Annotated in this window: 10 protein-coding genes; 6 read left to right on the top strand and 4 right to left on the bottom strand. The window is 51.7% G+C overall.

Annotation, left to right across the window (positions count from 1 at the left end):
• Positions 1–104 precede the first annotated feature (104 nt).
• The 3 genes from KK062_RS21665 to KK062_RS21675 all read left to right on the top strand — a co-directional run bounded on the left by KK062_RS21665 (position 105) and on the right by KK062_RS21675 (position 10,407).
• On the top strand, positions 105–8,804 hold the full coding sequence (locus KK062_RS21665; protein WP_254086447.1) for a glycoside hydrolase family 94 protein: 8,700 nt from the start codon (positions 105–107) through the stop codon (positions 8,802–8,804).
• An 82-nt stretch (positions 8,805–8,886) separates the two neighbouring features.
• Entirely contained in the window at positions 8,887–9,222 is a 336-nt protein-coding gene (locus KK062_RS21670; protein WP_254086448.1) for a response regulator, read from the top strand.
• Positions 9,223–9,375: 153 nt separating this feature from the next.
• Complete coding sequence (locus tag KK062_RS21675) at positions 9,376–10,407, top strand: BON domain-containing protein (RefSeq protein ID WP_254086449.1); 1,032 nt, start codon at positions 9,376–9,378, stop codon at positions 10,405–10,407.
• Between the two features lie 75 nt (positions 10,408–10,482).
• Here the strand turns inward: KK062_RS21675 and KK062_RS21680 are convergent, their stop codons facing one another.
• The gene (locus tag KK062_RS21680) at positions 10,483–10,962 is read right to left on the bottom strand and encodes a DUF6232 family protein (RefSeq protein ID WP_254086450.1); all 480 of its coding nucleotides are present in this window, start codon (positions 10,960–10,962) and stop codon (positions 10,483–10,485) included.
• A gap of 319 nt (positions 10,963–11,281) precedes the next feature.
• On the opposite strand from KK062_RS21680, the gene KK062_RS21685 reads away from it, so the two are divergent.
• From KK062_RS21685 to KK062_RS21695, 3 genes are read left to right on the top strand one after another with little or no spacing between them, the layout of a single operon-like run.
• On the top strand, positions 11,282–11,764 hold the full coding sequence (locus KK062_RS21685) for a PA2169 family four-helix-bundle protein (protein ID WP_254086451.1): 483 nt from the start codon (positions 11,282–11,284) through the stop codon (positions 11,762–11,764).
• A 37-nt stretch (positions 11,765–11,801) separates the two neighbouring features.
• Positions 11,802–12,377, top strand: a complete 576-nt coding sequence (locus KK062_RS21690; protein WP_254086452.1) for a DUF4142 domain-containing protein — start codon at positions 11,802–11,804, stop codon at positions 12,375–12,377.
• Positions 12,378–12,405: 28 nt separating this feature from the next.
• Positions 12,406–12,696: a YtxH domain-containing protein gene (locus KK062_RS21695; protein ID WP_254086453.1), complete on the top strand. Its 291-nt coding sequence runs from the start codon at positions 12,406–12,408 to the stop codon at positions 12,694–12,696.
• Positions 12,697–13,003: 307 nt separating this feature from the next.
• On the opposite strand, the gene KK062_RS21700 is transcribed toward KK062_RS21695, so the two are convergent.
• The 3 genes from KK062_RS21700 to cls form a co-directional block, all read right to left on the bottom strand.
• Positions 13,004–13,510 (bottom strand): SLOG cluster 4 domain-containing protein, encoded by a 507-nt coding sequence (locus KK062_RS21700; protein ID WP_254086454.1) that lies wholly within the window; start codon positions 13,508–13,510, stop codon positions 13,004–13,006.
• Positions 13,511–13,570: 60 nt separating this feature from the next.
• Complete coding sequence (locus KK062_RS21705; RefSeq protein ID WP_254086455.1) at positions 13,571–13,978, bottom strand: putative signal transducing protein; 408 nt, start codon at positions 13,976–13,978, stop codon at positions 13,571–13,573.
• Positions 13,979–14,059: 81 nt separating this feature from the next.
• Complete coding sequence (cls, locus tag KK062_RS21710) at positions 14,060–15,517, bottom strand: cardiolipin synthase (protein ID WP_254086456.1); 1,458 nt, start codon at positions 15,515–15,517, stop codon at positions 14,060–14,062.
• Between the last annotated feature and the right edge of the window lie 44 nt (positions 15,518–15,561).

Genomic DNA, 15,561 nt, shown 5'->3' on the forward strand with positions numbered 1-15,561 from the left:
CTGTAGATCGCTTTCCCCACTGCGCCCCGTCTCCAGGCAGGAACGCTTATTCCTACGCATATCTGCCTGGCAAAACTATGCCCATCCCCTAAGCCCCGTAATCCATGAAGGTAAACACAACGTCCATTGAAGATTTTTTCTCCCAGTTGCGCCAACACCTGCAGCGAGATGGTCTCAACCGGGAGGATGTTAACGAAAAGCCGCCCTTGCGATCAGAGCTTTTCAGTGCGGAACAAATGGACCAACATGCGCAATTTCTGGCGGGCACACACAAGCTCACCAATAATAAAGCCCCCGAGCTATTGCTCGGTCGCCTCGCCGTGAACGAAGACGTGCTGTTCCGCGTAACAAAGCTGTTACAGGATGCTGTCAAAGAAAAGAAAGTCGTAACCCCCGCGGGTGAATGGCTACTCGACAATTTCTATCTCATTGAAGAACAAATACGGCTGGCCAAACGCCATTTGCCCAAGGGCTATAGCAAGGGTCTGCCGCGTTTGGAAAAAGGCAAATCCGCCGGCCTGCCGCGTGTATATGAGATCGCTACCGAGATCATCTCGCACAGCGATGGACATGTAGACATGCATAACCTCAGCAGTTTCATTGCTGCCTATCAAAAGCTCAACCCCTTGACGTTGGGTGAGCTATGGGCTGTACCCATCATGCTCCGTCTGGCCTTACTGGAGAACCTAAGTCGCGTGGCGGCACGCATCGCTATTGATCGCGCCGACGAGGACCTGGCCAACGATTGGGCACACCGCATCTTAGAGACGGCCGAGAAACATCCCAAAGACCTCGTGCTCGACATCGCCGACATGGCCCGATCCAATCCGCCGATGGTCAGCGCCTTCGTCGCAGCGTTTACGCGCCAGCTACAATGGAAAGGACCTGACCTGACACTGCCCGCATCGTGGATCGAGCAAAACCTTTCCGAGAGCGGTCAGACCATCAATGCCCTGGTGCAGGAAGAAAACCAAAAGCAGGCTGCCGACCAGGTGTCGATGAGCAACAGCATCAGCAGTTTGCGCTTTCTGGTAAAAACCGACTGGCGCGACTTCGTCGAGACCATGAGCATGGTCGAGCAGACACTGCGGGCTGACCCGGCAGCAGTATATCCCAACATGGACTTCCATACACGCGATCAATATCGTCACGTTGTAGAACGAATCGCGAAGCAAAGCGGCGCGGCTGAATACGAAGTGGCGCGCATCGCGTTGGAGTTTGCAAAAGAACATTCCGGCGGCACGCGCGACGTGCGCACGTTGCACGTCGGTTATTACCTGGTAGGAGAAGGTGTGAAGAAGACCGAAGCCGCGGTACGGATCAGATTGACGACGGTAGAAGGTGTACGACGCTGGACGGCACGCCGCCGATATGCCTGGTATGTGATCGGAGCAACCGTGCTTACCCTGTTAATAATGTCCATCGGCGTAGCAGGCGGCTTCTCCCAGGATGTGGTGTGGGGATGGTGGCTGGCGACGGGCATTGTTGCTTTGTTATGTGCCAGTCAATTTGCACTGTCCATTGTCAACTGGCTGTCAACACTATCAGTCAAACCCCACCCGCTGCCAAAGATGGATTTCTCGGGTGGCATACCCAACGAAAACCGTACGCTGGTCGTTGTGCCCACCTTGCTGGTCAGTCCGCGCCAGGTAGAGAAATTGCTGGAAGACCTCGAAGTTCGCTTTCTCGCAAACCGCGATCCTAACTTGCTCTTTGGCCTCTTGACGGACTTGAAAGATGCCGACCAACAAATTCTACCGGCCGATTCGCTGCTCGTACAAATCGCCCGCGATGGAATTATTGCCCTGAACAAAAAATACGACCGCGATGTAAACGATACCTTCTTCCTCTTCCATCGCCCGCGTGTGTGGAACGCGGTGGAGAAAATATGGATGGGATATGAACGCAAACGAGGCAAGCTTTCGGAATTAAACCAGCTGCTGCGCGGAGGCGCTAAGACCAGATTCTCCGTGATCGCGGGCGAAGAGCATATTTATAAAACCGTGCAATATATCATCACACTGGACACAGACACCCAGCTGCCGCGCGATGCCGGTTGGATGCTGGTCGGCATGATGGCACACCCATTAAACCAGCCTGTATACAGCGATAAAAAGCGTCGCGTAGTACAAGGCTACAGCATTATTCAACCCCGCATCGCGATCAGCCTGCACGGTGCGACCCGCACCCGGTATACACGCATGCATGAGAACGATTCAGGCATCGACCCGTATACACAAATGGTGTCCGATGTATACCAGGATGTATTTAGCGAAGGCTCCTTTATCGGAAAAGGCATTTACCACGTTGACACCTTCGAGAAGGTGTTAAATAACCGCTTCCCCGAAAACCGCATCCTTAGCCACGACCTGCTGGAAGGATCCTACACACGCTGTGGCTACGCAAGCGACGTACAGTTCTATGAAGAATACCCCGCGCGTTATAGCGTAGACGTCGGCCGCCGGCATCGCTGGATACGGGGAGACTGGCAGATTGGTAACTGGTCATTACCGTGGATCCCTGACGCCCGGGGCCGGTTTATCGTCAACCCGCTAAATGCGCTCTCCCGCTGGAAGATATTCGACAACCTGCGCCGTAGCGTCGTGCCGGTAGCCCTGGTGCTGCTCTACCTGCTCGCGTGGCTCGTGTTGCCGGCAACCTGGTTTTGGACGGTATGTGCCACAGGGGTCATTGTGTTGCCTGCATTGGTGGTTTCTATATGGGGCTTGATGCATAAGCCCGCAGAGATCAAATTTCGACAACACCTGGTAAACAATATACGCAGCATATACCATACGTTGGCACAGACAGGGCTTACGATCGTCTGCCTGCCATACGAAGCCATGGTCAGTCTCGATGCTATTGTGCGCACCGGATGGCGTATGATTGTCAGCCGCCGGCGACTGCTGGAGTGGAATCCCTCGGGTTTTGCGCAAAACGGTCGTCCGGAAACACTTCCGGAAACCTACGTCACCATGCTTGCGTCGCCGCTGTTTGCCATTCTGACAAGTGCTGCGATCATACACTGGAACCCGGCAGCATGGGTAGCGGCCGCACCGTTCTTATTGGTGTGGATGCTGGCGCCTGCGGTGGTCTGGTGGTTGAATCAACCCTTGCCGACCGTTTCGGGTGAGCTGAACGCTGACCGCAAAGAAACGCTTCGTGAGCTGGCCCGGAAAACATGGGCCTTCTTCGAAGACCTTGTAGCGGAACCAGACAACTGGCTGCCCCCGGACAACCTGCAACAATATCCTATACCGGTGGTAGCCCATCGTACGTCACCCACCAACATCGGTTTGTCGTTGCTGGCCAATCTTACCGCCGTCGACTTTGGCTATATACCCGCCACGCAATTTTTACAGCGGACCGAGCACACATTCTCAACGCTGAATCGCCTCGAACGTTACAAAGGACACTTCTATAACTGGTACGATACACAAAGCCTGCAGGTATTGCCGCCACGTTACGTGTCCACGGTAGACAGCGGCAACCTCGCGGGGCACTTGATTACACTGCGGCAAGGATTGCTCCAAATGCCCGATCGTAAAGTGATCGAACGACAGGCATTGATGGGACTGCAAGACACAATCCGGATTATATTACACAGACTTCCTGAAATACATCAAAGCATATACCAAAGCATCGTCCGCGACCTCACGCAAATGCTGCAAAAGGAATTTATCGATCTGGAGGCGCTACGTGCGTTGTTCAGCCAGGTACGCATAAAAGGTATAGCAGTATTAAACCGTCTCGACGCCCGTACCGAGACGCACCGCTGGATCGTCGTGTTTGACAAACAAATCCAGACCTTTCTGACCGAGATCGATGCCATGGCCCCTTGGCTGGCGGCCGGTCCTATACCGACAAAGTTTCAGGAGATGAGCTTGTTAACGGATGCGCCCACCTTCGCGCAAATTCTACAGGCTGAGCATCTTTTGGAAGAAGAGATGACGCGTCTGTCCGGCAAAGCACTAACGCCCGAAGAAGTAAGCTGGGTTGGACTATTTCGTACGGCCTTGCACGAGGCGGCATCATACAGTCGTCGCCAGCTGGCACGCGCCGCCGACCTGGCCGAGCAGTGCGCCTACCTGGCAGACATGGAGTATGACTTCTTATATGACAAGTCGCAGCACCTGTTAACGATTGGCTACAATGTCGAAAGCCATCGTGCCGATGCCAGCTACTACGACCTGTTGGCATCCGAAGCACGCCTCGCCACCTTTGTCGCCATTGCGCAGGACAAGCTGCCGCAGAAGAGCTGGTTTGCCCTGGGGCGACGCTTGACAACGGCGGGTAACACACCAGTACTGTTATCCTGGAGCGGATCGATGTTTGAATACCTCATGCCCATGCTGGTCATGCCAAGCTATCGCAACACGCTGCTCGACGAGACCATGCGTGGCACCGTACAACGGCAGATTGAATATGGACGTCAGCGGAATGTACCCTGGGGTATCTCGGAATCATGCTACAACGTAGTGGATGCGCACCTGACATATCAATACAGGGCCTTTGGCGTACCCGGCTTAGGCTTTAAACGCGGCCTGGGTGACGACCTGGTCATTGCGCCGTACGCCACCGTGATGGCGCTGATGGTCGCGCCCGACGACGCCTACAACAACCTGGCGACACTCCGCGACCAAGGCTTTGAAGGACAATACGGCTTCTTTGAAGCCGCTGACTATACCCCATCACGGTTACCGCGCGGACAATCACGCGTGCTCGTTCAAACCTTTATGGCGCATCACCAGGGCATGAGCCTGTTGTCGTTGGCGTACGTACTGCTCGACCAGCCGATGCAAAAAAGGTTTGAAGCAGATCCGCAATGCCAGACTGTATTGTTGCTGCTGCAGGAACGTGTACCACGTACAACAAGCTTCTACTCCGCGGCGACCGAAATGCACGAAGTTACGCTCATGCAGTCGGTACCCGAAATGCGCGTCATCAATACCGCCGATACTCAAGTACCCGAAGTACAACTGCTATCAAATGGCCGGTACCATGTCATGCTCACCAATGCCGGCGGTGGCTACAGCCGTTGGCGCGACATGGCAGTGACACGTTGGCGGGAAGATACAACCTGCGACAACTGGGGCACCTTCTGCTATATACGCGACCTCGATCGCAATGAATACTGGTCGACCGCATATCAACCCGTACTGCGCCCCGCCGAGCGCTATGAAGCCGTGTTCTCACAAGGACGCGTGGAATTCCGCCGCCGCGACATCGACATTGAAACGCATACAGAAATCATTGTATCGCCCGAGGACGACGTCGAGATCCGCCGCATTCATTTGGTAAACCGCTCCGGTCGCAAGCGACACATGGAAGTGACCAGCTATGCCGAAGTGGTATTGGCGGCGGCCATTGCCGATGCCGCCCATCCTGCTTTTAGCAACTTATTCGTGCAGACCGCTATAGAGGAGGCACACCACGCTATTCTTGCCACCCGTCGGGCGCGTAGTCACGACGAACAGCCACCATGGATGCTGCATATGATGAAGGTCACCGGGCAAGGTGCCGACAACATTACCTACGAAACCGACCGCGACAAATTTATCGGCCGCGGCCATACACTCGCAAACCCGCGCGTGATGCGCACACGCGAGCCACTGGGAAATTCACAGGGCTCTGTATTAGATCCTGTCGTATCCGTACAATACCGCATAACATTGCCACCAGGCGAAAGCGTCACGTTCGACGTCGTAACGGGCATGGCAAAAACACGTGAAGAAATAAAAATCCTGGTAGACAAATACCAGGATCCCCACTTACGCGACCGCGCCTTTGAATTGTCGTGGACGCATAGCCAGGTAGTACTACGTCAGATCAACGCGGCAGAAGGCGATGCTCAACTCTTTGGACGCCTCGCCAGCGCGGTAATCTATGCCAGCCCCTTCCTGCGTGTCAGCCGTACCGTGCAAGTACGAAACCAACGGGGGCAGTCAGCATTATGGGCATATGCCATATCCGGCGATCTGCCGATTGTGTTGCTTCGGCTATCCGACTCTACCAATGTGACCTTGGCCCGCCAGATGGTGCAAGCGCATGCATACTGGCAACTCAAAGGACTGGCCGTGGACCTGGTTATTCTGAATGAAGACCAATCGGGATACCGGCAGGTATTGCAAGACCAGATTCAAAGCCTGATCGCTGCCGGCGTGGGATTAAACTCCGGCCGTCAGGGCGGAATATTTATCCGTTCGGCCGACCAGGTGTCGGGAGAAGACTGGGTACTGCTGCAAACAGTGGCGCGCATAATCGTCTCGGACACGCGCGGAAGCCTGAACGAACAAATTAAACGGCGCCCGTTGCCGAAACCTGGTATCGGTTATCTGCAAGTATCGGCGACTGCACCAACCGTGGTGGAAGAAACGACCGAGGTCCCGGCTTTACTATTCTTCAACGGCCACGGCGGCTTTACGGCGGACGGTCGCGAATACATCATTCGTACAAGCGCCACCAGCACCACGCCCCTGCCCTGGATCAACGTGATCGCCAATAACCATTTCGGCACCGTAGTAACCGAAAGTGGCCCGTCATACACCTGGATTGAAAATGCGCACGAGTACCGGCTTACACCCTGGTATAACGATCCGGTTACCGGACGCGCCGGTGAAGCATTTTATATACGCGACGAAGAAACAGGCCGTTACTGGTCGCCCACACCACAACCTGCAATAGCCGGTGCGGTATACACCACGCGCCACGGCTTTGGTTATACCGTATTCGAGCATCAGTACGACGGCATCCGCACCGAAGTATGGATCTACGTAGACCGCGAAGCTGCTGTGAAATTTACAACCCTGAAGATTCGAAACGTCTCCGGCCGCCCCCGGAAGCTCAGCACCACTGCCTATGTAGAATGGGTCCTGGCCGATCTGCGCGAAAAATCGTTGTTACACATAGTAGCCGAACAAGACCTGGCAACACGTGCGATCATTGTCAGGAACGCCTACAGCATGGAATTCTCCAACTACGTTGCCTTCCTGGATGTGGACGCACCTACGTATACCTATACCACTGACCGGCAGGAATTTCTGGGCCGGAACGGTACGCTGCAACAGCCCGACGCCATGCGACGCCTATACCTGTCTGGAAAAGCCGGCGCGGGTCTTGATCCGTGTGCTGCCATACAGGTGCCGGTAGAGCTCGAAAATGGCGCCGAGCAAGAAGTGATCTTCCGCCTGGGAGGAGGACGCAACGCATTTGAAGCAACCGAAACCATTCGCAGGTTTAAAGGGGCGAAAGCCGCGCGCGAGGCACTGACACGTGTACACCAATATTGGAATCACACGCTGTCCTCGGTGCGCATCAACACGCCAGACAGCGCCTTGAACATCTTGACCAATGGCTGGCTGCTATATCAGGTAATGTCGTCGCGTCTGTGGGGTCGCAGCGGCTTCTACCAGTCGGGCGGCGCCTATGGTTTCCGCGATCAATTACAAGATGTATTGGCACTTGTGCATGCGGCTCCCGCAATAACAAGACAACAGATCCTGTTGGCAGCGTCGCGACAGTTCCGGGAAGGTGATGTACAGCACTGGTGGCACCCGCCGCTGGGCCGCGGTGTTCGTACCCAATGCTCCGATGACTTCCTGTGGCTGCCCTTTGTCGTAAGCCGATACGTGGAAGCGACAGGCGACGTGGCCATCCTTGACGAAGAAGTCTCCTTCCTGGAAGGTCGGCCGCTAAATATGCACGAAGAGTCGTACTACGACTTACCGGCGGTGTCAGACGAGCGGGCCAGTCTCTATGAGCACTGCCGGCGCGCCGTACGAAGAGGCCTGCAGTTCGGTGAAAATGGATTGCCCCTTATCGGCTCCGGTGACTGGAACGACGGCATGAGTATGGTGGGGATCCATGGTAAAGGTGAAAGCGTATGGCTGGCATTCTTTCTATATGATGTGCTGCGTCACACGGAAGTCCTGGCACAGACACGCAACGACGCCGCCTTCGCCTCGGAATGTGCACACCAGGCATTACAGCTGAAACGAAACATCCACAACAATGCATGGGACGGCGGATGGTATGTACGGGCGTATTACGATGATGGCACACCGCTTGGCTCGTCGCGAAATGTCGAGTGCCGCATTGACTCGATTTCACAAAGCTGGTCGGTATTGTCGGAAGGGGGAGACCCAGAACGATCACAAGTAGCCATGGAGGCTGTCAACAAACACCTTGTTCGACGCGATCGCGCGTTCATCCAGCTACTCGATCCGCCATTTGATAAATCGGAGAAAGATCCCGGTTATATAAAAGGTTATGTGCCGGGTGTGCGCGAGAACGGAGGTCAATATACACACGCCGCCGTATGGATGATTATGGCCTTTGCAAAAATGGGCGATCACCGGCGTACCTGGGAGCTGCTCAACATGATCAACCCCTTAAATCACGGTCGCGACCCGAAAGAGATTTCCGTATACAAAGCAGAGCCATATGTTATTGCAGCTGATGTCTATGGTGTCGCGCCACACGACGGCCGGGGTGGCTGGACCTGGTACACCGGCTCAGCCGGTTGGGTATACCAACTGATCATTGAATGGTTCTTTGGATTAAAGCGGCAGGGCGACCGCCTGCTGGTAAGACCCTGCTTGCCGCCGGAGTGGCCCTCTGTTACGATGCAATACAGGTTTCACGAAACCGTGTATGCACTGCAGCTGGACCGTGTAACCGGGGGCGAAGAAATAGAAGTCTGGGTGGACAATGTTCGTCAGGATGGTCACTTCATTGACCTCGTGAATGACAAGGTCGACCATGTGGTCCGGATTACGGTAAAGACGCCGGAATGGGTAATATGATGCCCAGTTTAATGCGATGGGCAAGGAAATTAGCGTAAAAGTAACGGGATATGTTTGGTAAGAGTTTTTAATAGATAGCTGTATGAAAACCAGGAAGATACTGTTGATTGACGACGAAAGGGATTTCGGCATCCTGATGAAAAATTTCTTTTCCCAAAAAAATTGTGAAGTATACCACGCCCAGACACTGGCCGAGGGAATGAAAATTTTGGAGCAAGAGAAGCCCGACGTCATCTTTCTGGACAACAATCTCCCGGACGGTCTCGGCTGGGGTAAAACAGAATACATCCTCGTAAATTATCCGTTATCACAACTAAATTTAATCAGCGCCTATCACGTACCGAAAACCTCTGCATCCTCTTTTCGCATTCTGGAAAAGCCACTGGTATTGGAAGAGATTAACAAGATGTTTGAGTAAAAGAAGCCACGTCCCATAGGATCATCATTGTTCAACCGTTTGAGTAACGCGCTGCTCAAAGGGACGCCCCGTATTGCTATTTTCGACAGGCATAGTTTTGTCGCCCGTTGTGAACGTTCAATAAAAAATGTTTCACAATTAAAAAACAATCTCATGTCAAACTACAATCGTGGGCAGCGGGGTCAAAGATCCCAACGTCCTAATTATAATCGCGAAGACAGCAATCGTAACTACAGTAACGAAAATCGTGATTACGGCAACGAGTATGGTATCAACTGGGGTGCACAGCAGGGAAATGACTACAACGAAAATAGCTGGTACGGACGCAGCCGCCAGGGCGACTATGGCAATACGGGCTATAATACAAACTACGGCCAGTCTCGTTATGGCAACTCCGGCGACATGTCCAGAAGCTATGACCGTGATTATGACACCGACTATTTTGGCAACCGCCGGTCGTACGAGGGTGGTAGCTATGAAGGCGGTTATGGCAACCGTGGATACAACGACGACGACTCTGGCAGCTATGGAAGATCCGGGAATCAGTATAACCGCGGCAACTACAATAATCAATATGATCGCGGTAACTACAGCAATTATGGCAGTTCAGGCGGCTATGGGAACAGCAACTTCGGAACAGGCTACGGCCGTGGCTATGATTATAATCGTGGACAACACGATCAGGGAAGCATTGGTAATGTAGGGAACTATGGCACAATCGGAAGCTATGGAAATGAGCAGTATCGTGACCGTGGTGTCTGGGATAAGACGAAGGACGAAGTTTCGTCCTGGTTCGGAAATGAAGATGCCGAACGTCGTCGCGAGATGGATCGCCGCTTCATCGCGCAACATCGCGGCAAAGGCCCCAGAGGCTATAGCCGCTCCGACGACCGCATCAAAGAAGATGTTAACGATCGCCTGAGTGATAATCCGTACATCGATGCCAGCGATGTTGAGGTGTCGGTAAGCAATGGTGAGGTCGTACTGAGTGGAAAAGTAACAGATCGGCATGATAAACGTCGTGCAGAAGATATAGCCGAAGGAGTCTCTGGCGTACGGAACGTCGAGAATCGCATTCGTGTTCAAAGTGAGATAGGGGAGAGCAGCAGCTCTTTCACGACGACACCGCGTAGCACGCAGACAACGGAAAAAAGCAAGAGTCGTAATGGCTTGGTAGAATCGTAATATCGATGCAACACTTCGCAAAAAAGGCCGCTCAACAAAACGTCGGGCGGCCTTTTTTTAATGTCTGACTCACTGTTATTCTTTCACCGTAATAAAAGGGCGGCTTGGAGTAGGCTTGGTTAATCGCAGCCCTTCATTCAGTGCATTGACGATTTGAGTGATGTACTCCTTCTGCGTGCTCACAACCGCATTCCGCTCGCCCTCCGCTGTAGCAATTCGAACGGCATAACGCTCACGCATTAAACCTGTAATCAACAGGCCAATCAATGCCAGTGCGCCGCCGATCCAGATCGCCATCGTGTTGGCGCTGACATATGTACCGTTAATATTGGAATCGGGAATGCTGCTGGGGGAAATGAGCCCCAGTACACCTACAATGCAAAGGAGTAAGCCAATTACCAACACGAGAATGCCTGGCAAGCGATGAGGCTTGAGAATCAGCAATCCGTGCTTGATAATGCCTTTTAAACTATAGGACGTGTTCTTTACTTGAAACGTCGAATCCGTGATCGTGACATCATGACCATCGGTATACAAGACTCTATCAGGTATCATAATATGTTAATTGTTTGTTGTCAATGAAATAGGTATTGGAAAACTCTATGCCACAAAACCGCATATGTTTGTTTTGCCAGGGAAAGCTGTGTAGCCTGTGTAAAAACTGCTACAGCTTGTGTAAACCTGCGTCAGTCACTGATTTTTTGGATCGGACGATACTGTAGACGATATACCGTATACTGGGGATGCCTTCACCCACACAAAAGCAAAAGCCGCTCCGTCGCGATAAATAAGCTCATGGATATGCCATCTGGCATCAATTTTTCTAAAGGATTACGTAACACAGACAAACAAAGACCATTAAATAACTAAAGTTATGAAAGCAAATGATGAAAGGCTTATTGCCATCCTCAACGATCTCGTCCGTATTAACTACGATCGCATCGAAGGATATGAAAAAGCCATTGAAGAAATCAAAGACTTCTCAGAAGTAGAGATAAAAGGTGTATTTCTCAAAATGGCCGAAGAAAGTCGCAAACACCGTACAGAGCTGACACAGGCTGTGGTACAGCTCGGCGGTGAGCCAGCCACTGATACGACAACGGCAGGTGACATTTATCGTGTATGGATGGATGTTAAAACAACCTTCGCGGGTAACGATGTTCTGGCATCTTTACAACTGTGTGAGTATGGGGAGGATAAAGCACTCGAGGCCTATAAAACGGCATTGGCTAACGACGTTGCCTGGCCGACAGATATACGTTTGATCATCGAGAAAGAACGCGCTTCATTAAAGTCTTCGCACGACCGGATTAAACGTTATCGTGACGATTACGCAAATGCGGAAAAATCCCATTAATTCGAAAAAATCCGTCAATCACAAAACAAACACGACAATGAAACGTATCATTAGAATATTGCCGCTCTTTATCGCCGGTGTCGTAGCTTTTAGCTGCGGACCAAAGAAGGTTGAAAATACCAATGAAGTAGCCGAAGAAGCGAACGAAGAGAAGTTTGAAGATCGCAAAGACGAGAAGGACGCCGAATTCGTGGCGGAAACAGTTGCTTCGAACTACGCGGAGATCGCGCTGGCGATACTGGCCAAGGAGAAATCGAATAACCCACAGGTGAAAGAAGTAGCCCAGGAGTTAGAGGCTGGACACAATAAGATTCTCGGCGAGATCCAGTCGTTCGCAAGCGCAAAAGTTATCACAGTTCCCACTGAAGCGAGAGATGCCGAGCAGAAGACCATCGAAAATCTTCGTGAAGAGAAAGACGTAAAGGAATTCAATAAGAAGTGGAGCAAAGAACTGGTAGATAAACACGAAAAAAGCATTAAAGAGTTTGAAGCCCGCCTGGAGAAGACCCAGGATGCCGATCTTAAAATCTGGATAGAACAAACACTTCCCCATCTGCGTGAACACCTGGACAAGGTAAAAGCGCTGGAGTCAAATGTTACCGCTTCCAGATAATTGTTTAACCTCTAAATACGGAAACATTATGACAAGTACATCAAAAGTAATCGTAGGCATTCTTGGCGCCGCCGCCGCTGGAGTAGTATTAGGAATGTTGATCGCACCTGAAAAGGGATCTGATCTGCGCGCAAATCTAAAGAACACAACAGATGACTGGCTGGGTGAGATCACGGAGTGGATGGGTAAAGGTAAAAAGTACCTCGCTGACATAAAAGAGCAGGCGGAAGGTGAAGCGGCAGGTCTCGCGTCAGAAGCAGAACAAGGCGTTAATAGCTTAAAAGAATCTGCCCGCCGTCGCGCTTCTACGCATCATTAATAAATAGAACCGATCATATAAACGGCCTTTTGCATAAGCCTTTCTCGGAATTCACTGACACTGGAATCTGACGCAAAGCCGCAAAAGATCATAAGGAAGGCTCCCGTAGGGGAGCCTTTTCTTTTTTGAGGAAACGCCGACGAAAAGGAGGAAGAAGCGGGGATGTCTCAGAGTATTCCCAGTGTATGCCCAGTGTTTAGTCAGACATAAGTCAGTGTTAAAAGCACTGAGACGACTCCGGCAATACAATAACACTGCTTGGGCTCAGAAAGAAAGAATCCTGGGGGGCTCCGAGGAGCCTCTTTTTTTAACGCAGTTGGTGTACGGCGAGATAATCTTTGATCTGGATAATCGTTTCTTCCACGTTCTTAGCAATCAGAATACGGTAGGTACCAATATTTTTAAAGAACCGTATCGTGATCTCATCCTGATGCAACAGAATTACCTTTTTATTAGACTTGATGGCCAGGGCTACTTCCGAGGCCGTGCCGGCGGCCATGCCCAAAACAACAATGATATTGCTGGACAATACATTGATTATGTTGCGGCCACTACCCATACCGGTAACAATCTTAATCTGCGCATTCTCTGAAGCCCCTTTATCATGGGCGTCAGGCAGCACGCCGATGGTGAGACCATTGGCATCGCGCGCGCCCTTCATGGCGGCGTCCATCACCCCAAAGCTGCGGCCACCCGTCAGCACGGCCCATCCCTCTTTGGCGATAGCACGGCCCAGCTCAAAGGCCATTTCGTTCTCGTCAGGAGTGGCGTTTTCGCCAGGTCCCATTACACCGATGATAATTTTTGCTGACATATAAGATTAGTTGCTGCTAAATTAATGTGCGATTCTATAATTACAAATATATACTATGCTTCATCCGGCAAATTCATGCTGACAATCCCGACATCGGTATATCTTTTCTCCCGGTGAGAATACACCGAAGAACAAGACCCGCAAACCCGTTAAGAACGTATCCTGGAGCTTTTTGGGGAAATCACGTTCCAGCGAAATGGAATGACAAGCTGGGCAGCGCGGGGTGGAATCTTCGCTTAACTGCATATTTCCACCGTCCAGAATCTGGCGCGCACGCTCTGCATCTTCAGCGAACAAATGAAGCCGTACCCGAAAAGCCGCGAAAGGCTGCCCCGGATATAGATTTGAAAGATTCTCCTCCGTCAAAAAACAGGGTATGCCGTAAGCGTCCAACTTCGTCTTCGCCAGGTTAGCTTCAATGGCGTGGTTGAATTCCAAAAAAGCAATGATCGTACCCCCGGTTTCCATTGCAGATAAATTGTTCTCTAAAGTAAAGACTTTATGGCAAAATAAACAGATTGGTTCCGATAGTACAGGACAGTTGCCTCCCTATAATAGGGGCGAAAACAGCCGGGCAGCTTTGTCTGTAACATGGTCGAACCAGCTGCGGGAAGTGAGCATCTCCAACGTAAGCTCCTCGCTTTGAGCCAGGTCTTCCAGGAACTGGGCCGTAAGCTCTCCGCAAATGCGTTCGCCATACACCACGGCACCGACTTCGAAATTAAACTCAAAGCTCCGGAAATCGATGTTGGCCGTGCCAACAATCGCCAGGTTGTCGTCCGCCACGATCGTCTTGGCGTGCACAAACCCCTTTTTATAGCGATAGATTTTTACGCCACAGTCCAGCAATTCTTCATAATAAGAACGCGAAGCTGCATTGACAAACCGCAGGTCGGACTCCAGCGGTACAAGCAGCCGCACATCCTTGCCGCTAAGCGCAGCTTTTTTAATCGCGTCGTTGATGCTGTTGTTGGGGATAAAATAAGGAGAAGTGATATATACCCGCTCCCGGGCATTGACAATCGCCGTAAAATAGCACAGCATGATACTCGCCCGGGGATAGTCAGGACCACTGGCCACAATTTGCACCAGCGAATCGCCCTTGGGCATACGTGCAGAATCTGGGAAGATGGTGCTGTCGGGAGGTAGATCCTGGCGCGAACAGAAATTCCAGTCGGCTAGAAAGTGATACTGCAAGCTTTGCACGGCCGGGCCGGAAATCTTAATATGGGTGTCGCGCCAAAATAACGATTGCCCTGGCAGATCATTGAGATAATGGTCCGCTATATTGATGCCGCCGACAAAACCAACATGTCCATCGATCACGATGATCTTGCGATGGTTACGATAGTTTAGCCGGCTGGCGATAAACGGAAGGTGCACTTTAAAGAACGGAAACGACTCCACACCTGCGGCGTCCATCTCCCGGAAAAACTTCCGCTTCAGGCCTTTACTGCCAAAGTCGTCGTAAATGAACCGCACCTTGATACCCTGGCGCGCCTTCCGCATCAGAACCTCCTTCAGGCGGTTGCCGATGCCGTCATCTTCATAAATATAATATTCGAAGTGAATCGTTTGCGTAGCGAGCTCCAATTCGGCAAGTACCTCCGGAAATTTCGACTCACCATTGATCAGCAACGTAACCTTATTGGACGACAACGGCTCGAACGAATCGTTCAGTAACAGGTTGACCATATCCCGCTGGCCATCGAGTTTGTGCCGGTTACTTTCTAGGATTTGGTGTGTGGTCGTAATGATTCGCTCCCGGATGCGCAGCAGCAAACGGTCATTGGCAATCAGCTTCTTATTATAGATACGCTTTTTGCGATAGTTGACCCCAAACGAAAAATAAACGATCGCGCCGACAATCGGCACCGTAATGGCCAGCACCAGGTAGCCAAGCGCCTTTGAAGGATTCCGCGAATCCATAATGATCCGCACAACCGTAAACAACGTGATAGAATACAGAAAGACCAGGAAGGCGAGTTTGGGAGTAAGCGTGAACATAGCAGGCGTACGAAGAACGCAACTTGACTGGTGAGAAACAACCG

Origin of the sequence: Dawidia cretensis, assembly GCF_018598175.1 — a bacterium.
Taxonomy (GTDB): domain Bacteria; phylum Bacteroidota; class Bacteroidia; order Cytophagales; family Cyclobacteriaceae; genus Ohtaekwangia; species Ohtaekwangia cretensis.

What these genes read in the sequence shown, in the direction of transcription:
- KK062_RS21665 (WP_254086447.1), top strand. Translation starts at nt 105, where the DNA reads ATGAAGGTAAACACAACGTCCATTGAAGATTTTTTCTCCCAGTTGCGC.
- KK062_RS21670 (WP_254086448.1), top strand. Translation starts at nt 8,887, where the DNA reads ATGAAAACCAGGAAGATACTGTTGATTGACGACGAAAGGGATTTCGGC.
- KK062_RS21675 (WP_254086449.1), top strand. Translation starts at nt 9,376, where the DNA reads ATGTCAAACTACAATCGTGGGCAGCGGGGTCAAAGATCCCAACGTCCT.
- KK062_RS21680 (WP_254086450.1), bottom strand. Translation starts at nt 10,962, where the DNA reads ATGATACCTGATAGAGTCTTGTATACCGATGGTCATGATGTCACGATC.
- KK062_RS21685 (WP_254086451.1), top strand. Translation starts at nt 11,282, where the DNA reads ATGAAAGCAAATGATGAAAGGCTTATTGCCATCCTCAACGATCTCGTC.
- KK062_RS21690 (WP_254086452.1), top strand. Translation starts at nt 11,802, where the DNA reads ATGAAACGTATCATTAGAATATTGCCGCTCTTTATCGCCGGTGTCGTA.
- KK062_RS21695 (WP_254086453.1), top strand. Translation starts at nt 12,406, where the DNA reads ATGACAAGTACATCAAAAGTAATCGTAGGCATTCTTGGCGCCGCCGCC.
- KK062_RS21700 (WP_254086454.1), bottom strand. Translation starts at nt 13,510, where the DNA reads ATGTCAGCAAAAATTATCATCGGTGTAATGGGACCTGGCGAAAACGCC.
- KK062_RS21705 (WP_254086455.1), bottom strand. Translation starts at nt 13,978, where the DNA reads ATGGAAACCGGGGGTACGATCATTGCTTTTTTGGAATTCAACCACGCC.
- cls (WP_254086456.1), bottom strand. Translation starts at nt 15,517, where the DNA reads ATGTTCACGCTTACTCCCAAACTCGCCTTCCTGGTCTTTCTGTATTCT.